At 66.7% G+C, this 25963-nt stretch carries 24 protein-coding genes and 1 pseudogene; 11 read left to right on the forward strand and 14 right to left on the reverse strand.

Annotation, left to right across the window (positions count from 1 at the left end; genetic code table 11):
* Window positions 1–2 precede the first annotated feature (2 nt).
* Complete coding sequence (locus tag HBE63_RS28855) at window positions 3–845, forward strand: alpha/beta fold hydrolase (protein WP_166908393.1); 843 nt, start codon at window positions 3–5, stop codon at window positions 843–845.
* Here the strand turns inward: HBE63_RS28855 and cysC are convergent.
* The 5 genes from cysC to HBE63_RS28880 all read right to left on the reverse strand — a co-directional run bounded on the left by cysC (window position 842) and on the right by HBE63_RS28880 (window position 6435).
* Complete coding sequence (gene cysC / locus HBE63_RS28860) at window positions 842–2701, reverse strand: adenylyl-sulfate kinase (RefSeq protein ID WP_166908395.1); 1860 nt, start codon at window positions 2699–2701, stop codon at window positions 842–844. The genes HBE63_RS28855 and cysC overlap by 4 nt on opposite strands.
* A complete protein-coding gene (gene cysD, locus HBE63_RS28865) occupies window positions 2701–3618 on the reverse strand; it encodes a sulfate adenylyltransferase subunit CysD (protein WP_166908396.1) in 918 nt (305 codons plus the stop codon). Before cysD ends, cysC begins: the two co-directional genes overlap by 1 nt.
* Window positions 3615–4418, reverse strand: a complete 804-nt coding sequence (locus HBE63_RS28870; protein WP_166908398.1) for a Stf0 family sulfotransferase — start codon at window positions 4416–4418, stop codon at window positions 3615–3617. The genes cysD and HBE63_RS28870 overlap by 4 nt, the downstream gene beginning before the upstream one ends.
* A gap of 78 nt (window positions 4419–4496) precedes the next feature.
* Entirely contained in the window at window positions 4497–5867 is a 1371-nt protein-coding gene (locus HBE63_RS28875; protein WP_166908400.1) for a sulfatase, read from the reverse strand.
* Between the two features lie 85 nt (window positions 5868–5952).
* Entirely contained in the window at window positions 5953–6435 is a 483-nt protein-coding gene (locus HBE63_RS28880; protein ID WP_166908402.1) for a hypothetical protein, read from the reverse strand.
* A gap of 58 nt (window positions 6436–6493) precedes the next feature.
* On the opposite strand from HBE63_RS28880, the gene HBE63_RS28885 reads away from it, so the two are divergent.
* On the forward strand, window positions 6494–7168 hold the full coding sequence (locus HBE63_RS28885) for a phosphatase PAP2 family protein (RefSeq protein ID WP_208301240.1): 675 nt from the start codon (window positions 6494–6496) through the stop codon (window positions 7166–7168).
* Here HBE63_RS28885 and HBE63_RS28890 read toward each other — a convergent pair.
* A complete protein-coding gene (locus HBE63_RS28890; protein WP_166908404.1) occupies window positions 7122–8585 on the reverse strand; it encodes a bifunctional phosphatase PAP2/diacylglycerol kinase family protein in 1464 nt (487 codons plus the stop codon). The genes HBE63_RS28885 and HBE63_RS28890 overlap by 47 nt on opposite strands.
* Window positions 8586–8663: 78 nt before the next feature.
* On the opposite strand from HBE63_RS28890, the gene HBE63_RS28895 reads away from it, so the two are divergent.
* Window positions 8664–9317 carry a L,D-transpeptidase gene (locus HBE63_RS28895; protein ID WP_166910356.1) on the forward strand — a complete coding sequence of 218 codons (654 nt, stop codon included), beginning with the start codon at window positions 8664–8666 and terminating at the stop codon, window positions 9315–9317.
* A gap of 1 nt (window position 9318) precedes the next feature.
* On the opposite strand, the gene HBE63_RS28900 is transcribed toward HBE63_RS28895, so the two are convergent.
* The gene (locus HBE63_RS28900) at window positions 9319–9777 is read right to left on the reverse strand and encodes a nuclear transport factor 2 family protein (RefSeq protein WP_208301241.1); all 459 of its coding nucleotides are present in this window, start codon (window positions 9775–9777) and stop codon (window positions 9319–9321) included.
* Between the two features lie 302 nt (window positions 9778–10079).
* On the opposite strand from HBE63_RS28900, the pseudogene HBE63_RS28905 reads away from it, so the two are divergent.
* The 3 genes and pseudogenes from HBE63_RS28905 (at window position 10080) to HBE63_RS28915 (ending at window position 13355) form a co-directional block, all read left to right on the forward strand.
* A pseudogene (locus HBE63_RS28905) lies at window positions 10080–11722 on the forward strand (Hsp70 family protein).
* Window positions 11723–11948: 226 nt separating this feature from the next.
* Window positions 11949–12398, forward strand: coding sequence for a cupin domain-containing protein (locus HBE63_RS28910; protein ID WP_166908408.1), 450 nt, complete (start codon window positions 11949–11951; stop codon window positions 12396–12398).
* Between the two features lie 87 nt (window positions 12399–12485).
* Entirely contained in the window at window positions 12486–13355 is an 870-nt protein-coding gene (locus tag HBE63_RS28915) for a family 16 glycosylhydrolase (protein ID WP_166910358.1), read from the forward strand.
* An 80-nt stretch (window positions 13356–13435) separates the two neighbouring features.
* On the opposite strand, the gene HBE63_RS28920 is transcribed toward HBE63_RS28915, so the two are convergent.
* The 4 genes from HBE63_RS28920 to HBE63_RS28935 are packed head-to-tail and all read right to left on the reverse strand — an operon-like array spanning window position 13436 to window position 17809.
* Complete coding sequence (locus HBE63_RS28920) at window positions 13436–14449, reverse strand: zinc-binding dehydrogenase (protein ID WP_166908410.1); 1014 nt, start codon at window positions 14447–14449, stop codon at window positions 13436–13438.
* The gene (phnE, locus tag HBE63_RS28925) at window positions 14425–16017 is read right to left on the reverse strand and encodes a phosphonate ABC transporter, permease protein PhnE (RefSeq protein ID WP_166908412.1); all 1593 of its coding nucleotides are present in this window, start codon (window positions 16015–16017) and stop codon (window positions 14425–14427) included. Before phnE ends, HBE63_RS28920 begins: the two co-directional genes overlap by 25 nt.
* Entirely contained in the window at window positions 16014–16826 is an 813-nt protein-coding gene (gene phnC / locus HBE63_RS28930; RefSeq protein ID WP_166908414.1) for a phosphonate ABC transporter ATP-binding protein, read from the reverse strand. Before phnC ends, phnE begins: the two co-directional genes overlap by 4 nt.
* Window positions 16827–16831: 5 nt before the next feature.
* The gene (locus tag HBE63_RS28935) at window positions 16832–17809 is read right to left on the reverse strand and encodes a phosphate/phosphite/phosphonate ABC transporter substrate-binding protein (protein ID WP_166908416.1); all 978 of its coding nucleotides are present in this window, start codon (window positions 17807–17809) and stop codon (window positions 16832–16834) included.
* Between the two features lie 177 nt (window positions 17810–17986).
* On the opposite strand from HBE63_RS28935, the gene HBE63_RS28940 reads away from it, so the two are divergent.
* From HBE63_RS28940 to HBE63_RS28950, 3 genes are all read left to right on the forward strand, one after another.
* A complete protein-coding gene (locus HBE63_RS28940) occupies window positions 17987–18703 on the forward strand; it encodes a GntR family transcriptional regulator (protein WP_166908418.1) in 717 nt (238 codons plus the stop codon).
* A 728-nt stretch (window positions 18704–19431) separates the two neighbouring features.
* Complete coding sequence (locus HBE63_RS31795) at window positions 19432–21627, forward strand: hypothetical protein (RefSeq protein WP_208301242.1); 2196 nt, start codon at window positions 19432–19434, stop codon at window positions 21625–21627.
* A 248-nt stretch (window positions 21628–21875) separates the two neighbouring features.
* Window positions 21876–22367 (forward strand): hypothetical protein, encoded by a 492-nt coding sequence (locus HBE63_RS28950; RefSeq protein WP_166908420.1) that lies wholly within the window; start codon window positions 21876–21878, stop codon window positions 22365–22367.
* A gap of 100 nt (window positions 22368–22467) precedes the next feature.
* On the opposite strand, the gene HBE63_RS28955 is transcribed toward HBE63_RS28950, so the two are convergent.
* The 3 genes from HBE63_RS28955 to HBE63_RS28965 all read right to left on the reverse strand — a co-directional run bounded on the left by HBE63_RS28955 (window position 22468) and on the right by HBE63_RS28965 (window position 24053).
* Window positions 22468–22884 (reverse strand): PIN domain nuclease, encoded by a 417-nt coding sequence (locus HBE63_RS28955; protein WP_166908422.1) that lies wholly within the window; start codon window positions 22882–22884, stop codon window positions 22468–22470.
* Window positions 22875–23102, reverse strand: coding sequence for a hypothetical protein (locus HBE63_RS28960; protein ID WP_166908424.1), 228 nt, complete (start codon window positions 23100–23102; stop codon window positions 22875–22877). Before HBE63_RS28960 ends, HBE63_RS28955 begins: the two co-directional genes overlap by 10 nt.
* 96 nt (window positions 23103–23198) lie before the next feature.
* Complete coding sequence (locus HBE63_RS28965; RefSeq protein WP_166908426.1) at window positions 23199–24053, reverse strand: AraC family transcriptional regulator; 855 nt, start codon at window positions 24051–24053, stop codon at window positions 23199–23201.
* Between the two features lie 280 nt (window positions 24054–24333).
* On the opposite strand from HBE63_RS28965, the gene HBE63_RS28970 reads away from it, so the two are divergent.
* Together HBE63_RS28970 and HBE63_RS28975 are read left to right on the forward strand one after the other, a co-directional pair.
* On the forward strand, window positions 24334–25005 hold the full coding sequence (locus HBE63_RS28970; RefSeq protein ID WP_166908428.1) for a hypothetical protein: 672 nt from the start codon (window positions 24334–24336) through the stop codon (window positions 25003–25005).
* A 62-nt stretch (window positions 25006–25067) separates the two neighbouring features.
* Window positions 25068–25955: a hypothetical protein gene (locus HBE63_RS28975; protein ID WP_166910360.1), complete on the forward strand. Its 888-nt coding sequence runs from the start codon at window positions 25068–25070 to the stop codon at window positions 25953–25955.
* Window positions 25956–25963: the final 8 nt, after the last annotated feature.

Consider the following 25963-nt stretch of genomic DNA (forward strand, 5'->3'; position numbering starts at 1 on the left):
GCATGCCTACGTTAGAGACCGCCGACCGCACCGACATCCATTACACCGATACGGGGTTCGGGCCGGTCCTGGTGTTCACCCACTCGTGGGGGCTCAACTCGGGCCAGTGGAGGCTGATCACAAACACCCTGGTGGACAAGGGTTTTCGCTGTGTCGCCTATGACCGGCGCGGGCACGGAGGCTCGGGTGCCTACGAAGGTGAGTGGACCGTGGATCTGCTGGCCGACGACCTGGCCCGAGTGCTCGAACACCTGGATCTCGACGATGTGACGTTGGTGGGGCATTCCCTGGGATGCGGTGAGATCGGGCGCTACCTCAGCCGTCACGGAACGGCTCGGGTGAACCGCGCGGTGCTGGTGGCGGGGCAACTCCCGCTGGTGGTCAAGACGGCGGACAACCCCGACGGTGTTCCCGAGGCGATGCTCGACGCCATGCTGGTCGAGCTGGAACGTGATGTGCGGCAATGGTGTATCGACAACATCCCGCCGTTCCTCGGGCCCCACACCGTGGCACCCGAGATCGTCGAGTGGACCGTGGACCAGATCGCTGCCGTGCCTGTTGAGACCCTGCTCGCCACCCAGCGGATGGGCGCCCATACCGATTACCGGGCCGAGCTCGCCGAACTCGACCTGCCCGTACTGCTGGTCCACGGCGACGTCGACGCATCGACACCCATCGAACTCACCGGACGGCGTACTGCCGCGCTGCTGCCACACGCACAACTCATCGAGATCCCCGGTGCGGCCCACGGGATCTACCTCACCCACGCCGACCGCGTCATCGACGCGATTTGTGTGCAATCAGCGGCGCGCACCGCCGCTAACCGCACCCAAATCACCGGTTAGCGACGGGTGTTGAGCAGGTCGACGACCTGCTGCACCAGGTCGTCGATGACGGCGCCAGTGGTGTCGAGCACCAGATCAGGGTTCTCGGGCGCCTCATAGGGGGCGTCGATGCCGGTGAGCCCCTTGAGTTCGCCGGCGCGGGCCCGGGCATAGAGCCCCTTGGGGTCCCGGCGTGCGCATTCCTCGACGGGTGTCGCCACATGCACCTCGATGAACGGCAGCTTGGCGGCATCGTTGAGTGCCCGCGCGGTATCCCGGTCCGACTTCAGCGGTGAGACCAGCGAGGCCAGCGCCACGACACCCGCATCGGCCAGCAGCCGGGTCAAATGTCCGACGCGGCGGATGTTCTCGGTCCGATCGCCGGCGGAGAAGCCGAGATCATCGGACAGGCCGTGGCGCAGGTTGTCCCCGTCGAGCAGATAGGCCACCTGACCCGATTCGACCAGGGCCCGCTCGACGGCGACCGCCAGCGTGGACTTGCCCGACGCGGGCAGGCCGGTGAACCAGATCGTGGCGCCGCGTTGCCCGGTGCTGTTCCACCGGTAGTCGCGATCCAGCGACGAGGGATGCCACTTGATGTCGGAGCGGTTGTGCCCACTCGGCTTGAGCTCGCGGGCCTGCAGGATGATCCCGGCACCGACGGTGTCGTTGGACACCTCGTCGATCAGGATGAACGCTCCGTTGTCGCGGTTGTCGGCATAGCTGTCAGCGATCAGTACCGAGCTGGTACGCAACGTCACCGAGCCGATGTCGTTGAGTGCCAGCTCAACCGGGGCCTCGACCTCGTCAAGAGTCTCCGGGTCCAGCTTGGTGTGCAACTCCTGGACTGTGGCCCGCACCGTGCGGGTGCCCTGCTTGAGGGCCAGCCGGTCGCCCGCGCGCAGTGGATCGTCGAAGAACCAGCACACCGTCGCGTCGATTTCGCGGGCCAGCACCGGAGGAGCGGCATCCGAGGAGTCGCTGACGAAGACATCGCCGCGACCCACGTCGATGTCGTCGGCCAGCTCGACCGAAACCGACAGCGGTGCAACGGCTACCGCACGTTCATCGTCCAGGGTGTCCACGGCCGTCACGATGGAGCGGGTACCGGCCGGCAGGCTCACCACGGGGTCGCCGACCTGCAGCGTGCCCGCGGACAGCCGGCCGGTGTAGCGGCGACGCTGTTCCGCCGTCGGCCGGGACACCCATTGCACCGCCAGGCGCAGGCTGGCCGGATCGGCATGCGGCGCAGCCAGTTCGACGCCCTCGAGGTATTCGAGCAGCGTCGGCCCGTCGTACCAGGGGGTGTGCTCGGAGCGGTGCACCACGTTGTCGCCCAGCTTGGCGGCGATCGGGATGACGGTGAGATCGAGCCCGCCGAGCCGGTCGGCGACCTGCTGCAGCTCACGCTCGACCTCGGCGAACCGGCCCTTGTCGAAGTCGACCAGGTCGATCTTGTTGACCGTGGCGACGAAGTGCTTGATACCCAGCAGCTTCGCGATGCGGGCGTGGCGGCGGGTCTGGCGCAGCACCCCGGCCCGGGCATCGACCAGCAGGATCGCCACATGCGCATTCGAGGCGCCGGTGAACATGTTGCGGGTGTAGCGCTCATGCCCTGGCGTGTCGGCCAGGATGTAGCTGCGGGTGTCGGTGGAGAAGAAGCGGTAGGCGACATCGATGGTGATGCCCTGCTCGCGTTCGGCCCGCAGCCCGTCGGACAGCGCGGCCAGATCAGCAACGCCTTCCGAATCGGTAACGGCCTCAAGATGATCCAGCGGCAGGCTGTCGGTGTCGTGCATCAGGCGGCCGATCAGGGTGCTCTTGCCGTCGTCCACCGAACCCGCGGTGGTGATGCGCAGAAGTTGACGTCCAGTCATCAGAAGTACCCCTCGCGTTTCCGGTCTTCCATCGCCGCGACGGACGTTCGGTCATCGGCCCGGGTCTCGCCGCGTTCGGAGACGGTGGCCGCCGAGATCTCGGTGATCACCCGGTCGATGGTGGTGGCCTGCGACCGGACGGCTCCGGTGATGGTGAGATCGCCGACCGTGCGGTAGCGCACCCACTCCACGGCCATCCGTTCAGAGCCGGCCGGCTGGGCATACTCCGAGACCGCGAGCAGGATGCCGTCCCGTTCGAACACCTCGCGCTCGTGGGCGAAGTAGATCGACGGCAGCTCAAGGTTTTCCAGCTCGATGTAGCGCCAGATGTCGAGCTCGGTCCAGTTCGACAGCGGGAACACCCGGACCTGCTCACCCTTGCGGATCCGGCCGTTGTACAGCGACCACGGCTCGGGGCGCTGGGCGCGCGGATCCCACTGGCCGAACTCGTCGCGGAAACTCAGGATGCGTTCCTTCGCCCGGGCCCGTTCTTCGTCGCGGCGCGCACCGCCGAACGCCGCATCGAATCCGCCGGCCTCCAGCGCATCCAGCAGGGTCCGGGTCTGCTGCCGGTTGCGGGACGCGCCCGGACCGGGATCGGCGACACGGCCGCTGTCGATGGTCTCCTGCACCGAGGCCACCACCAGCCTGTGACCAAGCCCGGTGGTGCGACGGTCGCGGAACTCGATGACCTCGTCGAAGTTGTGCCCGGTGTCCACGTGCAGGACTGGGAACGGCAACGCCGAAGGGCGGAAGGCCTTCTCGGCCAACCTCAACAGGACGATGGAGTCCTTGCCCGCCGAGAACAGCAGCACCGGACGCTGCAGTTCGGCGACCACCTCGCGGATGATGTGCACGGCTTCGGCTTCCAGCAGCCGCAATTCGTCGACGTGCAGTAGATCGGTCGTGGCCGTCATACCGGCAACCCCTCCTTCTCGGCATCGCGGCGGTAGCGATCCACCCATTCGTCGGATCGCTGATCGGCCTGACGTTCCAGGACCGGCTGCGGCGCCAGGCGCGGGTCCAGGCCCAGCGCCTCCAGCACCGCGGCCACCACGGTCGTCAGGTTGCGCCACAGGTACGGGTAGGACACGTCGATGGGGGAGATGTTCTCCTCGGCAAACCAGGAGCGCCAGCCCTCCTCCTGGGCCCGCAGCAGCGTGATCACGTGGGCGATGGCGCCCGCGTGATACTCGGCCCGCGCATCGCGCGTCGGATCGGCCCGGCCGCGCCACACCCTGGTCTGCACCGCCCGCCAGAACGAGACCGCCTGTGACACAACGTCGGGCCGGTAAACGTGGATCAGCACCGGGTCGCCGCCGGTGACGTCGCGGATCGCGGCGAGCAGGCCAGGCCCGGATCGCTCGGGCAGGCCCTCGGCACGTTCCAGCAGCAACGGTGTCTGGTTCCACATCAGCTTCCCGCCCCACACGCCGTTGGGGGTACGGCCGACGGTGCGGATGTAGTCGCGCCAGATCTCGGCCGGAGCCAGGTCTGGCTTGCCTTCGACCAGTGGGTCGAGCAGGCGCAGGATCGACTCGTCCTCGACGCCGGCGAACCATTCCCGCGGTTGCGGCGACATGCTGGTGGTCGGCAGGTACTGGAAGAACTCCTGGGGCTCGCCGGCCATGCCGGTGGCGCGCAGGGATTCCACCAGCAAGGTGCTGCCGCTGCGCTGGGATGCGAGCACCAGGTAGGCCGTCGGATGATCTGGCATGGGCGAGACTCTAACCATGATTGGTTTGCGGCGCCTATTTAAGTAGGCGTCAAGAGTTTTCATTCACCGTGATGAAAACTATTGGTGGGTATCGGTGATGCCACGGTCGGCAGCGATGGCCGATCTGCTGCTGGCCGGATGGCCGTGGATATGTAGATACGTCTCGGTGTAACGCTCCGATATGCGGGTGCCGGCGAATTCGGAGGGAATGACATCGAGCGTCTTCTCGCGCCAGTCGTTCAGGAGCAGTGCCAAGTCGTTCGCGATCGCCTCAGCCTTGTCGGTGGCGTCCGGTCCCAGCAGGTTGTTGCGCTCGGTCGGGTCCGCGACGAGGTCGTACAGTTCACGGCCGGGCCGGGGGGCCTTCACCCGCTCGTCGAGTGCCCGTCCGGAGGGGCTGTCGGCGATATCCCATGGCAGATCCAACAATGGTCGCGCCGCGTAATTCTCGATGTAGCTGTATTCCTTTGTGCGAATGGCGCGAATGGGGTCGAAAGAATCGTGGTACGTCTTTGTGGTGTACACCTCGGAACGGACCTCAGCCGTTTCCGTGGGAGTTGCTGTGAGGTTGCTGGCGTGTGACAGACCTTCGACCGCGTCGGGGATCTCGACGCCGAGGAGTTCCAGCAGGGTGGGCAGCAGATCAACCCCGCTGAACAGTTCGTCGTAGCGGCGCGGCGCGATGCCGGAGCCACGCGGCGGGCGCACGATCAGCGCGATGCCCGTGCCCGCGTCGTACAGCGTCGACTTGGCCCGGGGCAACGCCGGTCCGTGATCGGTGATGAACACTACCCAGGTGCTCTCGTCGAGACCGGTCGCGGCCAAAGTGCCGAGCAGTTCGCCGACCTTCGCGTCAGCTACCGCAATCGATCCGTAGAACTCGGCGAGGTCGTCACGCACCCCAGCGGTGTCGGGCAGGTAGTCGGGGACCGCGACGTCGTCGGCCTCGGCCGGTTCGTATCGGTCGCGCGGATACGGCCGGTGCGTCTCGAAGAACCCGGCGGTCAGCAGGAACGGTTCTTGCGGTGGCGCGGCCAACCATTCGGACGCCTGCTCGACGACGTACTCGCAGAACGAGTTCGATACGTCGAACTCGTCGTACCCCAGATTGGCCGGCTGCGAGGTTTCGTGTTGCATGCCGAACAGGGCTGTGTGCCAACCTGATTCGGCGAGGAAGTGGGGGAGCGTGCGCACTCCGGCGCGGTACTCCCAGCCGTGGTGGGCCAGGCCCACCAGTCCGTTGCTCTGCGGGTAGCGGCCGGTGAACAGCGAGCCCCGCGACGGTGAGCACAATGGTGCGGTGGCGTGGGCGCGGGTGAACAGGACCCCCTCGGCGGCGAGGCGGTCGAGGTGTGGGGAGACCACATCCGGGTGGCCGTACACGCCGAGATAGCGGCCGAGATCATGCCAGTGCACGATCAACAGGTTCTGCCGTTGCGGCTCGGTCACGTCACATCCTTTCCGTCCACCCTACGACCGAACAGCCTGAATGCGCGGCCCGCAACCGTTTGGCTCAGCCCGAGCACGTTATTTGCTACGGGTGATACGGCACGCCGACCGCGCGGAACACGTACTCCGGGCCCACGTCGAAAGCCAGGGACCGGCGGGGCAGCCGCGCCAGCACTTCGGCCGGAATCTCCGTCTTGTAGTGCAGCGAGAGCTTCCCGTGACCGCGCCGGTCGATCTGGGCCACGTCGGCCTGCAGGGTGAGCCCGGTCTCGCTGATCTCGGCGTGCACAGTACCGACCTGCGGGGCTGCCCACGGCTGGTCGATGCTGCGGCCGGCGAGTTTGGGCAGGGTGGACATGGTGGCCAGTGCCCGATAGTTCGTCAGAACCAGTGAACCGGCATAACTGGCGACACTGCCTGCCGAGCGCGTTCCCGGGATCGATCCGGTGAAACGCCTCGTCACCGGGATGTATTCGGCCAGGAAAAGGATGCCTTCGGCTTCGGCCTCCGCGCGCAGGCCATCCGGCAGTGCGCCGATGTGCATCAGCTTCCGCAGGATCAGTGCCATGTCTTCGACGGTAGCGCGCAAACATGGCAAATCGGTTGGAGCTGGTAGAGATGATCTGGTGAAAACCCGGGACAGGTGGCTGATCGTGAGCGTGGTGGCGGCCGTCGCGGTGTATGCGGCGCTGTGGATCGGCTACGCGAGGCAGTGGACCTGGCTCGCCGACGTCGACGCCGCGGGCTTGGCAGGTCCGTACCGGTTCGGCTCGGCGCACCCGGGCTGGGTGACGGCCTGGGACGTGTTCTGCACCGTGCTCGGGCCCTTTGCCTTCCGGTTGCTGGCATTGGTGATGATCGTCGTCGCGCTGGTGCGTCGCCGGCGGCGCATCGCCTGGTACCTGGTGCTGACCGTCGAGCTCAGCGCGGTGATCACCGAGCTGGCCAAGTCCCTGGTCGATCGTCCGCGCCCGTCCACGGCACTGGTCCACGCCCTGTCCACGTCGTTCCCGTCCGGGCATGCGATGGGCGTCATGGTGGCGGTGCCGGCGCTGCTGACGCTTGCCTGGCCCGTGCTCCGGCCCGCGCTGCGGGGTTGGTGGGCGGCTGCCGGGGCGGTGGTTGTCATCGCGATCGGCGTGGGCCGGGTGGTGCTCAACGTCCACCATCCCTCGGATGTGGTGGCCGGGTGGGCGCTGGGCTACGTCTGGTTCGCGGCGGTGTTCCTGCTGTACCCGCCGTACTCACCGACGGTCACGGCAGTGGACGGAACACCCGCAGCGCCCGGTAGCGCACGCTGAAACTGGCCTCGGTGATCGCCTCGCCCACCTCGCCGTCGTAGGCGACGGCGGTGGGTCCGTCGACGGCGACGAACCGGAACTCCGGCACCCGAAGTTCGTGATAGAGCGGACTGCGTTCGAGCCGGCCCAACGCCACGGATACCGCGATGCGCAGCCGGCTGAAACGCCGCCCGGTTTCCAGGATCCGCACGTCGATCAGACCGTCATCAAGACGCGGTCGCAGCGACGGGGCGAACCCAGACGGGAAGTACGTCGAATTGCCCAGGAAGAACAACTCGGTCTCAAGTGTCTTGTCGTCGTAGCTGATCCGCACCGGGGCCTCCCGGCGCAGCGTCAGATACAGCGCGTACATCCCGGCCAGGCGCTTACCCATCCGGTGTTCGAGCTTCTCACGCATCCGCACGTAGTTCGGGTACGCGCCGATGCTGGCGGTGTTGATCACCATGCGTTCCTCGTTGAGGCACACCAGGTCGACGTAGGCCGCGGTGCCTTCGGTGATGGCCTTGACGGTCCGGGCCACCGAATCGCAGCCGATGTCCTTGGCGAAGTGGTTGAACGTCCCGCCGGGGAACACCGCGAGCGGGACACCTGCCTCGACGGCGATGCCCGCCGCGCAGGCCACCGTGCCGTCGCCGCCGCCCACCGCGAGCACGTCGACGCGGGCAGCAGTCTCGCGTAACACCGTCTCGATGTCATCGTCGTCGCCGAGTTCGACGATCTCGGTGCGCGGCAGGGCTTTTCGCACATCGTCGACGATCCGCGCGCCCGTCCCGTCACCGGAAGCCGGGTTGATCACCAGTGCCACACCGGCACCGTCCAGTCGGGGCTCGGTGTGGAACCGCAACGGATCCGAAGCCGGCAGGGTGGCAGCCGGGATGGTCGGGACGATGCGTGCGCCGAGGACCGCGATCGCGGCGCCGATGCCGAACCCGGCGAACACATCGCCGGGGTAGTGCGCACCGGTGGCCACCCGGGACAGGCCGACCAGGCCGGCGAGCAGCGCCAGCGGCAGACCGGCGGGTGCGGACTCCAGGCCGACGCCCACCGCGAACGCCGCGGCGCTCGCGGAGTGGCCCGACGGCAGGGAATGCGAGGTGGGGATGCGCCGGGCCCGCCGGGCCAGCGGGATCAGGCTGCGGTCCGGCCGTGGCCGCCGCCAGATCCGTTTGGCGACCTGGTTGGTCACCAGGCTGGTCACGGCCAAGCTGACGACGCCGCGCCCGGCACCACGCCGCAACGACGTGCTGCCCAGCGCACCCATGGCGGCCGCGATGGCAAACCACAGCTTGGAATGGTCTGCGGCCCTGGTCAGCCCGGGCATCACGGTATCCAGCAGTGGGCTCGGTGACTCGGCGACCGCCTCGAAGACCTCACGGTCCAACGTGCCCAGGCCCTTGCCGATCGCATGCACGTCCATGTCGCCAAGGTAGCCGTCGGGACCGGATCGTGCCCCAAGCTTTACCGGGCCGAGAGGGACACCGACGACGATGGACGGATGCGCCGACTGCTCGCCATGCTGTGCGCCGGGGTGTTGGCTCTGGCATGCGCGCCCACGGCCGGTGCCGTCGACCCGCCCTGGTTCGCCCCCTCGGTGGGCAATGCCACCCAGGTGATTTCCGTTGTCGGAGTGGGTGGTTCGAAGGCGAAGATGGATGTCTGGCAACGCGGGCCGGCGGGCTGGCAGCCGGTCGGCGCGGGGATCGACGCCAACATCGGCTCCAACGGCATGGCCCCGCAGACCCACGACGGGGAAATGAAGACGCCCATGGGCATTTTCACCCTCGACTTCGCGTTCGGCACCGCCCCCAACCCCGGTGGCGGGCTGCAGTACGTCCAGGTGACGCCCGACCACTGGTGGGACGGGGACATGAAGAGCCCGACCTACAACACCATGCAGGTGTGCAAGAAGGCGCAGTGCCCGTTCAACACCGATCCGGCCAGCGGCACCGAGAACCTCGACATCACGGCTTATAAGCACGCGGTGGTCATGGGCGTCAACAAGGCGCGGGTGCCCGGCAACGGTGGCGCGTTCTTCGTGCACACCACTGATGGCGGGCCAACCGCCGGCTGCGTGGCGATCGACGACGCCACGCTTGTCAAGATCATGCAGTGGCTACGGCCTGGCGCCGTGATCGCCGTCGCGAAATAGCTCAAAGATTGAGGGCGGCACCGGGTTCCAGCTTGAAGTTGAGCCCGTCGAGCGAGAGGGTGGCGTCGTAGGTGCGGTCGTAACCGGTGGCGCTGATCTTCCAGCCGTCGGCGGTGCGGCGGTAGCGGTCGTGGTAGAACGCCGAACCGAACAACATGAAGTTCATGCTCGCGACGATCACGCGGTCCTGCAGGTACCAGGTGGCGGTGGCCTCGTCGCCGTTCACCTCGATCTCGGGGTGCGCGACGCGATGCTCGGTGACGACCTCGGGGCCCAATGAGGCCTTCATGTACTCCACCAGCGCGTCGCGGTCGGTGAAGTGCAGGGTCTTACCCATGGACTGTCCGTAGTCGCCTGCCACGTCCTCGGTGAGGGTGTCGGCGAACTCGTCCCAGTGCTTGGTGTCCAGTGCACGCAGGTACCGGTATTTGACTTGCTTGATGTCGTCGATGTCGCCCATGCCCGACATTTGAGCACAACTCCGGCGGGCGCAATACCCGTTGTGCCCACTGTGGCGAACGTGCAGGCTTTCGCGGCAGGGATGCGGCGTTCGGCTGTGGAGGCGGCACGCTCGTCACAGGGGCTGAAACGGTTTGCCGGTCCATTGATCTGACCTTCGTCCGGGGTGACCATGCCCGTTCCTGTGCGCCACATTAACGTTGCTGACGTGGTCAAAGGCGCACCGCCGGAACGTGCTTGGCCTGGCCGCTGCGGAGTGTCGGAAGGCCTTGGGGCTGCGCTGCGGCTATCGTGGCGTGCGTTATGAGCGGCCCGTTGGGGTTGTCGATCGGGACCACCAACTTGGTTGCGGCGCGTGTCGGCAATCAACCTGTCAGCCGGCGTTCGGTGTTGACCTTGTCGACCGACCGGACGCCGCAGGTCGGCGTACCCGAATCCGGTCCCGGTGTCACCTTGAGCGGGTTCGTCGAGCGGGTCGGCGATCCGGTGCCGTTGGTGGCGCCCGACGGGGCGTCCTACCCCGCCGACACCCTGTTGGTCGAGGCCCTCGATGCGATGGTCGAGCTGGTCGGCGGACCCTCCGAGCAGCTGGCGATCGCGGTGCCCGCGCACTGGGGTGCACCCACCTTGCGGGCCCTGCGTAACGCGCTGCGGCACAACCCGAGCCTGTCGCGCGACGGGCGGCCGCCCCGGCTCGTCCCCGATGCCGTTGCCTCGCTCGCGGCGCTGCGCGCCAACCCGGGTCTGCCGTCCAACGGCGTGGTAGCACTCCTGGATTTCGGCGGCGGCGGTACCAGCATCACGCTGGCCGACGCCACGTCGGCCTTCGAGCCGATCGACGAGACCACCCGTTATCCCGATTTCTCCGGCGATCAGATCGACCAGGCGCTGCTGACCCATGTGCTCGACGGTGTCGCTCAGGCCGGCGGCATCGATCCGGCCGGTACCGTGGCAGTCGGCTCCCTGGCCCGGCTGCGCGAGGAATGCCGTCAGGCCAAGGAACGGCTGTCGGCAGAGACTGCGACCGACCTGGTGGTCGAGCTGCCCGGATATTCGGCCACGGTGCGGGTGACCCGTTCCGAACTCGAGGGGCTGATGCAGGCGCCGCTCACCGGTGTATTGGATGCGCTGGAAAAGGCCTTGGAGCGCAACGGGATCAGCTGGCCAGCGGTCTCAGCGGTGGTGACCATCGGTGGCGGGGCCAGTATTCCGCTTGTCACCCAACAGCTTTCGGAACATTCGCAGGCGCAGGTGGTGACTACACCGCAACCGGCGCTGGATGCCGCGATCGGTGCCGCGTTGTCCGCCGCCTACGCCGCGGATGCCGATGCGCAGACCGGCATGGCCCCCACCCTGGGCCGGGCGGCGGTGGCGCCGACGGCCGGGATCCCTTCCGGCCCAGCAGGTTCTGAGGGCTCGTCCACCTTCCGCGCGCTGGCCTGGTCGGAAGACGACGCGGGCGACGACGTGGTGCCCTACACGGGCCCTGATTTGGTGGAGTCCTACGGCAGCGAGACCGCGGCACGTCCGGCCGTGCAGTACGTTCCGCCGACGGGGCCCATTGAACAACCCCGCGGCGGGTGGGAGCGGTTGCCGTTGACGGTTTTCGCGGTGGCCGCAGCCCTGGTCCTGGTCGCCATCGGTGGTGTGACGTACGCGTTGACCGGCCACCTCCTGTCACGACGACCACAACCACCACGACCCCGCCGACCACCACGACGACAACCACGCCGCCGACCACGACCACGACCACGCCGACCACGACCACCACGACGACGAACCCGATGACGACGACGTACGTCACCGTGCCGTTCGTTCCGGTGCCCATTCCGATCCAGGTGCCGAACCGCGGTGAAACGCAGCAACCCCAGTACCCCTACCCGCAACAACCGCAGTACCCGTACCAGCAGCAGCAGCCGCAGAATCCGTTCCAGCCCTATCCCTGACGACCTGTGGTGTTGCTGGACCGTCGCTGAACGGTACTTGGCAAAGGTTGAGCCGGCGGACCATGAGCAAGCGCCCTTCGCTCGCTCTGCCTTGACGTCAAGAGGCTCGCTGTACACGAAAAGTGTTGTGCGCATTGTCAATACAATGAACTGACAGCGGGGTTCGGCAATACGCTGCCGGGTACGTCGTTCGGCGGTACCTTCTCGGTCAAAACCGGGAGGAAAGATGAAGCGCATCCATGCCGTCGTCGTGGGCGCCATGGCGACCGTCGCCGCAGGCTCGTTCGCTGGACCGGCTGCAGCAACTCCCGCCGAGGGAGACGTCGTGCGCACCGATCTCGGCAAAGGCACCACCACCGCGCCGATCTGGGTCGTGACGGCGGGCCAGCCGACCACGTTGCATGTCCAGAGCCTGCTGCTCAAACCGGGGGCCCGCAGTGGCTGGCACACCCATCCCGGACCGGAGCAGTCGGTGATCAACGACGGTGCGGTGGTCGTGCGGAGTGCGGGTGACTGTGCGCCTGCGGTGTACACGGCGGGCCAGCTGGTCGTCATCCCGGCCGGGGTGGCCCACCAGGTCACCAACGAGGGCGCCGACGACGCCGATGTCGTCGTGACCTACACGCTGCCCGCCGACGCTCCGGTGCGGGACGACTCGCCTGACCAGTGTCCCTAGCTGGGGAAACGAGCTTGCAACCACGAAACTTTGGGCAGGGGTCGAATATCTGGGTAAGAGTTCGGTTAAGGTTCTGCTGTGCCTGAGATGGATCGTCGCAGTGTGATGTTCATGATGGGTCTGGGGGTGGCAGCGGCAGCGCTGCCCACCGGGACGGCCAACGCCGACCCGGCTGCACCTGGTCCCGGAGCGCCCGGAGCGCCCACCCCGCCGGCTGCTACCGCGGCGTCACCGACGTACCTGTTCCAGGATGAGTTCAACGGCCCGGCCGGGACCCCTCCCGATCCCGCGTGGTGGCATCTGGTGCCCGAGCGCGAGATGATCAAGAACCCGGTCGAGTGGGACAAGCCGTTCAACATGGGCCGCTACGTCACCGACACCGACCACGCATTCCAGGACGGCAAGGGCAACCTGGTGATCCGCGCGACCCGCGGCCCCGGCACCACGGTGCAGGAGAAGTACGCGGGCGCCAAGGTCGTCGGAAACTGGCGCGGTGGCATCGGCACCACGTGGGAGGCGCGGGTCAAGCTCAATTGCCTGACCGACGGTGCGTGGCCCGCGTTCTGGCTCCTCAACGACGATCCCGTCCGCGGTGGCGAGGTCGACCTGGTCGAGTGGTATGGCAACCGTGACTGGCCGTCAGGCTCCACGGTGCACGCCCGCCTGGACGGCGAGTCCTTCGCCACCAACCCGCATCCCATCGACAGCGGGTGGCACACCTGGCGGATGTCGTGGACGCCGCAGGGCATGTACTTCTGGAAGGACTACGCCCCGGGCATGGAACCCTTCTTCGAGGTTCCGGCCAACTCGTTGCAGGACTGGCCGTTCAACGATCCGGGCTACACCCTGGTGCCGGTGTTCAACATCGCCGTCGGCGGCTCCGGTGGCCGCGATCCGAGCGGTGGCAACTACCCGGCCGAGATGCTGGTCGACTGGATTCGCGTCTTCCAGGGCTGATTATTTTCCGGGCTTTCCGCGGAACTACGGGTTGTGACGTCTTTCCGACGATGTCACGTCAAAACCCGTAGTTTCGGCGTTTAAGGGCAGACCGCTGTCCGCAGCTTGCCGGGCGGCGGCGGGTTGAGCGCCGACGCGATCTGCTTGAGGGGCACCGGTGCGACGACGAGCGCGTCCCATGGAAAGCGTTCGCGGGTGCGGTCGAGGAAATCCACGGCCCGATGCAGGTGCCGGGGCTCGTAGTTGTGCACACCGGTGATGGTCAGCCATTGCCGCACAACGGTTTCCGGATCCACCGCCAACGGCGGCCCAGGGGTGACCGAGCCGGCGAGTACCAGCGTGCTGCCGATGTCGAGACGGCCCAAGGCATCGGTGACGGCCGCGGAAGACCCGGTGTAGTCGATCGCCACATCGACCGGGTCTCCGTCGGACGCGTGGCCGCCGAAGCGCGGGACCAACGCCATGCGGTCGGCGTTGCGGTCGACCACCTGCACAGCGGCTCCCGCTGCGGCACATGCCGCGACGGCGGTGAGGCCAAGCATGCCCGCTCCGTTGATGAGAACCCGTCGCCCGGCAAGCTCACCGGCGGCTTCCAGGGTGGCCATCACCGTCGCCGTCGCGCATGCGGCCGGCGCGGCGACCGGATCGGAAAGTGTCTCGGGGACCACGGCGATCGTGGTGCCCCGCGGCAGAACCACATGTGCGGCATAGGAACCCGACAACGGCCAGTCCCCGTCGAACGGCTCGTGGCCCACCTTGCGCACCGACAGACATTTGGCGCTCAGCCCAGCCCGACACCGACGGCACGAACCGCAGGCCACCGTCACCGACCAGATAACCCGTTGCCCGACTCGCACATCCGCGCCCGGACCGGTCGCGACGATCTCGCCGACGGCCTCGTGTCCCAGCACCGACGGGCAGGCCGCGGAACGGCGGCCCATGACGGTGTGCAGATCGCTGCCGCACACCGTGGCCAGCCGCACTCGGACCAGCACCTCTCCGGTGCCGAGTTCGGGAACCGGGACGGTCCGCACGTCGACACCGGAGCCGGTCCAGACGGCGGCCACCGTCACACGAGGCGGGATCGGATCCATCCGGACAACCTTTCGATGGCGTAGACGATGACAAAGATGACGATGACGATCGCGCCGGCCACATCGAAGTTCAGGGTGCGGATCGACTCGAACAGCAGAAAGCCGACACCGCCGGCTCCGACGATGCCCAGGATGGTCGAGGTCCGCACATTCACGTCGAACAGGTACAGGCTGGATCCGACCATTGCCGGCATGGCTTGCGGAATCACCGCGGCGAACAACGTCTTCCACCAGCCGCCGCCCACAGATCGAACAGCCTCCAGCGGTCCCGGATCGATCTCCTCGACGGCATCGGCGACCAGTTTGCCGAGGAATCCGATCGATCCGATGGCCAGCGCGCAGGTGCCGGCGACCGGGCCGAGCCCCAACGCCGCGACGAACACCACGGCCAGGATCAGCTCGGGCACGGCCCGCACCAACAGGATCCAGCCGCGGGCCAGCCAGTAGACCGCTGGGTGCGGTGTGACGTTACGGGCGGCCAGGATGCCGACCGGGATCGACAGCATGACACCGATGGCTGTGGACACCACGCCGATTGCGACGGTTTGTCCTGCGGCGATGAACAATTGGCTGCCGAGGGCCGAGAAGTTGGGCGGGATCATCCGAGTGAACACCTCGATGGCCGGCCCCACCCAGGTCACCAGGGACACCGGATTGATCTTCAACACCACCAACGCCGCCAGACACACACCGGCCAGCGCGCCGCCGAAGGCAAACCGGGCGGCGCGCTCACGTGCCGGGTGTGAGTGGGTCGAATCCAGCAGCATCCGCCGAATCACGATCGACAGTAGTTCCATGGCCGCGATGATCGCCAAGATGACGCAGGCGATGCCCAGGGCTCGCGGATAGATCAAGCCGCGCAAGGCATCCTGCAACGCGAAGCCGATGCCGCCGGCACCGACGAAGCCGAGCACCACCGACATCCGCAGGTTGATGTCGATGCGGTAGATGAAGGTGGCGATCCAGGACGGGACCACCTGTGGAACGACCGCGTTGAGCATCTCGCGGAAGTAGCCGACGCCGGTGCTGCGCACCGCTTCTCGGGGTCCCGGGTCGGTTTGCTCGATGGCATCGGCGAACAACTTGCCGAGCATGCCGATGGAATGAATGGCCAGCGCGAGAATGCCGGGCAGTACCCCGATTCCGAGGGCCCGGACGAGCAGGACGGCGAACAGGAGATCGGGCATGGCCCGGCAGAACGTGATGATGGCCCGTGCCACCGCCTGTACGGCCGGGTGTGGGGTGGTGTTTCGGGCGGCCAGAAAGGCCAGTGGCACTGAGGCGATCGCGGCGAGCACCGTCCCCAGAACGGCCATCAACAGGGTCTCGACCGCCAGGCCGCCGATGCGGCCGGGATCATCCAGGCGCGGCGGGATCATCCGCTCCAACAGTGCGGCAACCTCGTCGAGCCCGTTCAGCAGTGTCGCGGGGGCGAAGTCGATCGACCACGCCGCGATGATCGTGGTCAGCACCGCGGCGACGGTGACCAGGTGCAGCAGGCCGGGCAGTGGCCTGCGCTCAGGCGCCGGGGCGGAGGGGGTCGGCCGTTCGGTGAGGTCGGTACTCACGACGGCCGGGCCGCTGAATGTGCTGTGGGATCGACCCGTTGGTAGATCTCCATGACGTCGTCGCGGGTCATGCCGACCGCGGGCCGGTCCAGGATCTTCTGGCCGTTGCGCAGGCCGACGAGCCGGTGGGCCCAGCCCAGTGCGAGGTCCACCTGGTGCAGCGTGCACACCACGGTCAGCTTCTCCTCGATGCACACCCGGAACAGCAGATCCATGACGACACCGGCGTTTTCGGGATCCAACGAGGCCACTGGTTCGTCGGCCAGCAGCAGGCCGGGCTTCTGCATCAGGGTGCGGGCGATCGCGACCCGCTGCTGTTGGCCACCGGAGAGGGTGTCGGCGCGGCGGTCGGCGTAATCGGCCAGACCGACGCGGTCCAGGAATGCCAGGGCTTCGGCACGCATGGCCCTCGGATAGGTCAGTGCGCCGTACCGGGGGAGTCGCAGCTGGCCGAGCCCGCCGATCAGGACGTTCTCCAGGCAGCTCAGCCGCCCGACCAGATTGAAGTGCTGGAAGACGAACCCCACATTGCGGCGCAGTGCGCGCAACTGTTTGGCCGAGGCGGTGTCGACGTGGGTGCCGCCGACCTCGACGCTGCCGGAGGTGACCGGTTGCAAACCGTTGAGGCAGCGCAACAACGTCGACTTGCCCGATCCGGACAGGCCGAGCAGCACCAGCATCTCGCTGCGCCGGACGTCGAGGGACACGTGGTCCAGGGCCAGGGTGTCACCGAAGCGTTTGGTGACGTCGCGGGCGATGACGACGAGATCGTCGCCCGCGACGGAAGGGTGGGGTCCGTCTGCGCTCATGGGTGTCAGCCCTTGCACTTCTCGGAGCCGGTGACATCGCAGACGTGGCGCACACCGCTGTAGTCCGAGTCCTCGACCGGGACGAATCCCCAGGCCCGCTCGTCGGTGGTCCGGCAGGCGTCACCTTGGCAGAAGCCCTCGGCCTCAAGGTTGGGCACGTTGACCTTGTCGGCGAAGAGGGTCTTGAGCTTGCCGATGGCTTCGCCGCCCAGCGAGTCGTTGGCGGCGAACACCGAGCCGGCGATCATCTCCGACTTCCACACCGTCTTGAGCTGACCGGGTTTGAGGTCGCCCTTGGCGATCATGGTCTTGTCGACCATGGTGTCGAATGCGAAACCGGCGTCGCAGTCACCGTTGGCGATCGCCAGGGCCGAGGAATCGTGCCCGCCGGCGTAGATCGGTGACATCGCCGCGGAGATGTCGCCTTCAGAACCGGATTTGACCACCCCGGCCTCGATCAATCCGGCGGTGGGATAGAGAAATCCCGAGGTCGAGCTCGGGTCTACGAAGCAGACCTTCTTGCCGGCAAAGTCCTTGAGGCCGTTGACGTTCGCCTCGTTCGCGCGGGCCAGGCCGTACGACTGGTAGCCGGGCTTGGCGCCCTGCTCCTGGATGACTGCGCCGACCGGTGTGACCTTGGCGCCGTTGACTCCGGCGACGACGTAGGCGAACGGCCCGAAGAAGGCGAGGTCGACGTTGTCGGCGATGATGCCCTCGACCACCCCGGCATAGTCGGAGGCCTGCACGAACTCGACTTTGGCGCCGGTCTCCTTCTCCAGCAGCTTGATCAGCGGCTGGTAGCTGGCCTTGAGGTCGGTGGAGTTCTCGGCCGGGATGGCGGCCAGGGTGAGGGTCTCGGGGAAGCCCTGGGCGGTCTTGGCGTCGGAGTTGTCAGAACTCGAACAGCCGGACAGGACGAGGGCGGCGCTGGCGGCGGCCACGGTTGCGATCTGGGCTGAGGTGCGAGCGGTACGGAACTTCATGGCGCGCGGGACCTTTCGGGGCGGGTGCGTTTGACGGGCAGAGCGCGAGCGGGGGTGCGCCGCTGCCCTGCCCCACACCCTGTGTGTTGGTCTATACCAGCGGGTGCATCGAAGTTGGCGAGGAGGTTAACAACACGGCAAGTCTTGGTCTATACCAAAACTTGCTACGGTGAGCGGGTGGTCGCCAGCGTAGAACCCCGGGTTCTCAAGCACCAGGTTGTCCGTGCGCAACTGGAGCGATTGCTCGACGACCTCGAGGTCGGAGACCCGTTCCCGGCCGAGCGCGAGATCGCGGAACGATTCGATGTCGCCCGCGAGACGGTCCGTCAAGCGCTGCGAGAGCTGTTGTTGGCCGGGCGGATTGAACGCCGCGGTCGCTCCACCATCGTCGCGCGGCCCAAGATCCTGCAGCCCCTTTCCATGGGTTCCTACACCGAGGCGGTCAAGGAGCAGGGCCGTACCGGTGGGCGCATCCTGGTCGGCTGGAGTGACCTCGTCGCCGACGACGTCCTGGCCGGCCAACTGGCCATCGACGTGGGCGCACCCATCCTTCAGCTTGAGCGCGTCCTGACCACCGACGGCATCCGGGTCGGCCTGGAGACCACCAAGCTGCCGGCCGCGCGGTACCCGGGGCTCAGGGAGGCGTTCGACTACCGCGACTCGCTCTACGCCGAGATCCGCAGCCGCGGGATTCACTTCGCGCGGACCGTCGACACGATCGATACCGCGCTGCCGGACTCGCGGGAGTCGGCGCTTCTCACCGTGGACAGCCGCACTCCGATGTTTCTGCTCAATCGAGTGTCCTACGACCAGAACGGGATTCCGATCGAACAGCGGCGCTCCCTGTACCGGGGCGACCGGATGACATTCACCGCGGTGATGACTGCTTCGTAGAAGCCCGTACGGCAAAGGCTTTGGTTCTTCTGTCGAGCCGGGTGACATTTCAGGTCCACCGTTTGGAGCGTCGAGAACTTGTGCGCAGGTTTCGTAGCCGCGAAGACGGGCGAGCGGTCGTCGTCGGGATCAGGCACCGCCGGACCGGGACGCCCATATGTGCCGCTCGAGGTAGCCGCCGTGCCGCCACATCTGTCCCGGCAAAGTAGTTAGCTGAAGTGGCGGTGCCTTCTCGTTCCGACGCGGCCCAGGACTGTTTCGAGGCGTAAGTCACGACGGGTCGTAATATTCAAAATATTGACGTTCGGCAAATGTTGAAACGGTGGCAAACGGCGATGGCTGAGCGGCAAATATACCTCTGACGAGGTGTTTGAGCGCGAACCCCCTGGCGGCCGTTGTCATGATTGGGCTATTCGGTGAAATGGAATGTGTAAGTGGGCATTTTCCACACTGAAACGTGTTTCAGAAAAGTGCTCGCATCAGCGTGAAGGCCGGGCTACATTTCGCCGCGTCGGCGTGAGCGCCGGCGTCCGGTTCAGAAACTTCACCACTGTCCAATGTCACCTGTGCCTCGAAGGGAAGCCCAAGTGGAAGTATCCGTTCGTTCATGTCTCACCGCCACCACCGCGTTTGTTGGTGCCGGTGCGATGGCTTTGAGTCCGCTCAGTCCTGTTGCTCCGAATGTGGGTGACTTGCGGGTTCCTGCGCTGACTTCTGATGTGGGGTTGATGGCGGCGCCGTTCCCGTTGCAGACGTTGTTGAACACCGCCATGACCACCGCGAACAATGTGACCGCGGTGGGGCAGGCAGTGTGGACGTTGCCGGCGCCTCTGCTGCGGCAGGCGGCGGCCAATCTGATCGAATACGCCTCGATTGAGATCGGCGCGTTTCAGAGCGCCTCCGCTGGTGCGGTGGGGTACTTCGGGACTACGTTCCCGGTACAAATGCAGGCCGCGATCGATGCGTTGGACTCCGGTGATCTCCAGGGGTTCATGGGCGGTGTGAACAGCGCGATCTTCAACACGTTTTTTCAGGTGCTGATGCCGATGCAGTCAGCGCTGGCGATCCCGCAGCACATCGCGGCCAGCCTCGCGGCCGCGTCCATTTACCTCACGGGCGCATTCATTACAGCTGCGGGGGCCGTGGTGGTGCAGGGGACGCTTCCCGCGATTACGGGTGCGATCGGTGCCGACCTTCAGGCCAGCTACGACGCGGCCACCAGCGGTAATTGGGTGGGCACCATCGCTGCCCTGGCTGACCTGCCGGTCGCGGTGAGCAACGCGGTCCTCAACGGGGTGGGTGGAGTCGGGGGCCTGACCGGGCCCGCCGCTTCGATCATCACCGGCGGTGGTTTCTTGGGTCTGCTTATGCAGACCCTGCCACAACAACTGGCCAAGGCGATTGCGGACCCGGACGGACAGAACATCATGGCCGGGGGCACTGTCGAGGCGGCGTGGCAGGACTTTGCCACCCAGATGACCACCGGGTGGCCCACGCCCGGCGAGTTGGCGACCATCCCGGCGGGTATTGCGGCAGGGCTGCAGGGTCTGCCGGAAGCGGCCCTGAATGCGACCGGAAAAGCGTTGGGGGGGTTGATCGGTGGCGGCGGCAGCCCTGCGATCGCCCCGGGAGCGCAAACCGAGGCGTTGAGTGTTCTTGGTGCCGGCGGCGCACCTTCGGTTGCGGCAGTCGGTGGCGGTGTGGCCGCCACGCCGGCTGGGGTGAATCTTGGTGGCTTCGACGCCGGCGGCGGCGGACTGATCGGGATGTTCGTCGGTAACGGAACGGCTGAGCATCCCAACGCCGGGATCCTGATCGGGAAGGGCTACAGCTACGGCACGGTGGACGGGGACTGCGCATCCAGCTGTAACGGTGGTAGCGGCGGGATGCTGTTCGGCCAGGGCGGCAACGGCTTCGGCGGTGGGACCGGCGGCAGCGTCGGTCTGATCGGTAACGGTGGCGCCGGCGGTGCGGGCACGGTCGACAATCTCAATGGGGGTAACGGCGGTCAGGGCGGCATCTTCGGCAACGGCGGCGCCGGAGGTGCCGGGTTCGGCACCGGCAACGGCGGTAACGGTGGGAACGCCGGCGTGTTCATGAACGGCGGCACCGGCGGGGCAGCTGGTGCGGACGGTGGGACCGGCGGCACCGGCGGTCTGGGTGGGCTGCTCACCGGCAACGGAGGCACCGGTGGGACCGGTGGCGGCGCTGGTGGTGATGCGCGCGCCATCGGCAACGGTGGCACCGGCGGTGCCGGCAACGCCAACAACCCCAACGGTGGTGACGGAGGTACCGGTGGCGCAGTTTTCGGCAGCGGCGGCGACGGCGGTGCCGGCACGAACGGCAGCGCGGCCACCGGCGGGGAAGCCGGCGACGGTGGTCAGGGCGGTGACGCGGTCGCCATGGTCGGCAACGGTGGTGCCGGCGGGAAGGGCGGCACCGGTCAAGGAGGTGCGGGCAAGGACGGCGGCAGCGGCGGCGCGGGTGGCACCGGTGGAAAGGTGTTCGGCCAGGGTGGTACCGGCGGTGCCGGCGGCAACGGCAGCGTTTTCGGAGAAACCCAGGGCAACGGCGGCAGCGGCGGGAATGGCGGTAGCAGCACCGGAGTCCTGGGCACCGGCGGCACCGGAGGTACCGGCGGCAACGGCGGTGGCGGCACCGGCAGCGCCACCAGCAACGCCGGCAACGGCGGGACGGGAGGCAATGGCGGGGCCGGCGGAATCAACGGCGGTGCAGGCGGCAGGGGCGGCTTAGGCGGCACCAACACCTCCGGCGTCCACTCCCCCGGCTCCGGCGGTACCGGAGGCGCCGGCGGCAAGGGATTCGGCGGCAGCCGCCCCGGCGGCAGCGGAAAACCCGGAACCGCACCCAGCGGCACCACCCGTGGAGAGGGTGGAGCAGGCGGCGCCGGTGGTGGCCTGTGAACCGCATCGGCCCCCACGGGTGCGGTCAAAACGCTGATGGTCCAGCGTAACCCGTCACAGCCACTCGCAGCTTCGGTAGAGGAATGCCGAGCCTTCTAGTAGTGGTGACAATGATCCACCCCTTCCGGTCCCCAACGGAGGGGGTGGATTACGTTGTGGGTCAGTTTGTTTGGCCGAATGTGCAGACATTACCGAAATGCTCTGCAAACAACCAAGATTCATCCGACAACTCTGTTAACATCGCGGCTATGTCAGAGACCAGCCGCACCCCTTTCATGATGGCGATCGCCGCGTTGGTGGCGGCGGTGGCTGCGTTGGCTGTGGCCGGGTCCGCGTTCTGGACGCTGCGGGACAAGCCCGAAGTGTCGACGGGCGCCGCGCCGTCGCCTACCTCCGAGCAGGTGAGCGCCGCCCGCACACGTACGTGCGACAACGTCAAGAAGGTCACGTCGGGGGTTGCCATTCAGACGCATACCCAGCCCGACGACAACCCCGCCTCGGGGCAGGCCGTCGCGGCGAATGCCCGACTGTCGATGCTCGGCGGGGGCACCTATCTGCTGGAAAATATCGATCCGGCCGCACCCAGTGATCTCAACGATGTGGTCAAGGAATTCGCCGGCACTCTGCAGACGGTTGCGGTGAACGCGCTGGCCGGCATCGGCAACGATGCGCCCGACCAGGCGGCCTTGCTGCAGAAGGCGCAGGCCGAGACCGAGCGGATCGAAGCGCTCTGCACGTAGTCGGTGCCGTGCTTCTGGAGACATCGGACGGTGCCGCCGAAATCGCTGTAGCAGTTGGATTTTCGATATCAAGTCACTCCGCCACTGGTGACGGAGATTGTCAGGTGGTGAGCCGGAGCCGTTCGATTCGCTGACCGGTGATCTCCGCTATCAGCTCAAAGTCTTTGTCCAACGCCAATACGGTGAGGCCCGATACTTCGGCGAGGGCAGCAACCAGAAGATCAGGGATCGACGGTGCGCGATGCTGACCCCGGTCGGCTAGGAGCAACTGCACCTCGACCGCGCGATCTTCGACTGCAGGCGTGAAGTATTCCACCGGCATCAAGGCAAGCGGTGGTGACACGGATTCGGTACGCGCCTGTGCGGCTGTGCGGAACGAGTAGCCAACTTCCAGTCGGGTCACGCAGCTGATCCGCACCATGCCGCGTTCAATGCGGTCCACCCACGTCTGTGCATCCGGAGAGTCCGCCAACCGGGTATACGCCGACTTGTCGATGAGCCACGTGGTTACCGCCACGCATCCCCCATCACTTCCGGATTGTCGAGATCCTTGGCAGCTTCAGCTGCGCGGCGCAGGTCTTCGATGCTGAGTTGGCCTTGTACCGCTGAGGATGCGCGCTCAGCCTCGAATCTACGACGTAGGTACTCGTTGCGTGACAGTCCGTGGGCTGCGGCGTCTGCATCGATGTTGGCAATTGCCGCTTCTGACAGGCCTCGGATGAGTACATCTGGCATACGCTCGCACCTCCTGATATCAATGCTATCAGCAGGTAGGGTGCGTGCGCAGCGGTCATTCCTGGGCCTCCGGCATCCAACTGGACTTCTTGGCGCTCAGTGGCGGTTGCGGTAGGCGCGGGGTGATACCCCGACCCGGCGCCTGAAGGCGGTGGAGAAGTGGCTCGGCCTCGAAAACCCCACCATCGCACCGATTTCGGTGACGGTGCGTGTTGTGTGCCGCAACAGCGATTTGGCGCGCTCGATCCGTCGATCCAGCAGGTATTGATACGGCGTGGTGTGAAACGCTGCGCGGAATGCCGTGATGAATACAGCCACTGACATGTTCGCTTGCCGGGCAAGCGTTTCGAGAGTGATCCCCGCATCCAGACTGTCCTCGAGGAATTCGATGATCTTCGACCGGGTCGCCGCATCCAGGGTGTCGGTCCTGCGCTCGACCTGGGGTGGCGGGTTCACCGTGCAGGTATTGGTGATCGCCAGTCGAAGGGTTTCGCCGATCGAGTCGGTGAGTAGCCGCGCCAGGGTGTCATCGCGATCGGTGACGGCGTAGATGCGCTCCACCATCTGGTGGATCAGCGGGTCGCGGTGTCTGATGCGCGGAATCAACGTCGTCGCACCGATCAGTTGGCCCGGGATGGCGATCTCGCAGAACTCCGCGGTGTCGCCTTCGACCAGCGACGCGCACTTGTCGCCGGCAGGCACCACCCACATATCGCCCACGCGCGGCACGCCCCGGCCAGACGGACCCCAGTCCAGGTCGGTTTCCATCGAGCGCAGACGGCCTGCGCGGTGCACATAGACAAGGTGGCGGGTGTCGTCGAAACAACACCAATCGGTCGTGGTGTTGATCCGCTCGGTCGCGAACCGGACGGACATTCCGCCCGTGGCGACCTTTGTCTCGCCCAGTACGACGCGTCGGGTTTGGGGCCGGTCGTCGTTCCAGGGCTTCATTGCCACAAGCGGACCTCCTGTGCGATCTACGGCTGCGTCGATCTGGGCAGCAGAGTATCGAGGCGGGGCGCGCGGAGAACCGCTTTTTTGAATCTAAATTGCGGTGAAGTTCTCATTTCCGGGGCGGATGCAGCCTTAGGCATTTCTTATTTTTGTGATCAATTTGTGACCAATGACCTGCGGAAACACGCCGATGGGATGTTTGACGCGTTTCTGAGGAAACTCGTAGATCGGGGGAGCGGTTGCTGCGTTGTCACAGAAGTGCCCGTATGGTGCCCGTGTGGGCCGACATGGATTAGCCAGCCCCCGCCAGCGCAAACTACCGGCGGTAGCGGCTGCGATCGTCGCGCCGGTGGCTGCGTTCTTCGCCGCCGGCGGCGATGCCCACCCCTATCCCGTCAAGGAAGCCGCCCAGTCCGTCGCGGCCGAAGCCGCGCCGTGCTGCATGGAGATCGTGGCCGCGCCGGCCGTGTCCGCGTCGGCTCCGTCCGTTCAGGCCCTCGCCATGGGGACTGCGCAGGCTCAGCCGGCCACTGCCTCCCGCTGGCGCGTCATCAACATCCCGCAGCTGCTGCCCGTCGGCATCGCATCGGAGCGGGGTCTGCAAGTCAAGACCATCCTGGCCGCCCGCAGCGTCCACGCAGACTTCCCCCAGATCCATGAGATCGGCGGCGTCCGCCCGGACGCGCTGCGCTGGCACCCCAACGGCCTGGCCCTGGACGTGATGATCCCCAGCCCGAGCAGTTCTGAAGGCATCGCGCTCGGCAACCGGATCGTGGCCTACGCGCTGAAGAACGCCGATCGGTTTTCTCTGCAGGACGCCATCTGGCGCGGCACCTATTACACGCCGGACGGCGGCGCGAAAGCCGGCGGCTACGGCCACTACGACCACGTCCACCTGACCACCAAGGGTGGCGGCTACCCGAGTGGCGGCGAGCTCTACCTGCGCTGAGCGTGGCGTGTCCCATGCCCAGGGAGCATTGCGCCGTTTAGATTCGCGTCGTGGCGCGCAGAATGTCGTTCCGCCGGGCGCGATCGGTGATGAGCGCCGAGATCGGCGCGATCCGCCGCACCGATCCCGACCTCGATCCTGGCGACATCGCCGGCTTCACCTTGCCGATCCTGGTGCGCGCCCTGGGTGTGGTGGCCATCGGCCTCGTGCCGCTGCTGGTGGTCCGCAACGGGGAAACCGCGAACGAGCAACTCGTCCCGGTCATCGGATCACTCGCGCTGGTGATCATCTGCGCGGCTGTGGTGGCCTGGCTGATCTCGATCGTCATCTCCGGGCTGGTGGTGATGATCCTGTACCGGACCCGACCGTCGTCCTCGTCGCGCCTGGTCATGCGCACCCTGACCGACTCCTTCATGCGCATCGACGACTCCACCTCGGCGCTGATGCTGCTGGCCCTGCTGGCCGGCCTGCTCTCCTTGGCGTTCGGTCTGCCGACGCGCAGCGGTGACGAGCTGGCGAACTCGGTGCTCGACGATCTGCTGGCGGCGCAGATCGGGGTGTTGTTGGTGGCGTTGGGTTTCTTGTTCATCGCCGAATCGATCCGCTCGGCTGCCGACATCGTCGACGACCAGTCGCTGCTGCTGGCCTGGCCGTGGGCGCTGATCATCGCGTGCCTGAGCTGGGTGCTGTCCACGGTGGCCGGCCCGTTCGAAGCGACGCGGATGCTGACCATTCTGTTGCACGAATGGCTGCCGGCTGTCGTCGACGATCAACCCAGCGCCCAGGTGATCGCCGAACTTGTACCGCCCTCGGCGCGGTGGTGGGTGGCGTTCGGCCCCTTGCCGATCATCGCCGCGATCTGGTCCTACGAGGCGTACCGACGCGGCGGGTTCCTCGCGATCCGGCGGTTCTTCGATGACGACGCGTCCGCGGATGCTGCGGCTGGTTAAGCATCGAA

This window comes from Mycobacterium sp. DL440 (assembly GCF_011745145.1).
Taxonomy (GTDB): domain Bacteria; phylum Actinomycetota; class Actinomycetes; order Mycobacteriales; family Mycobacteriaceae; genus Mycobacterium.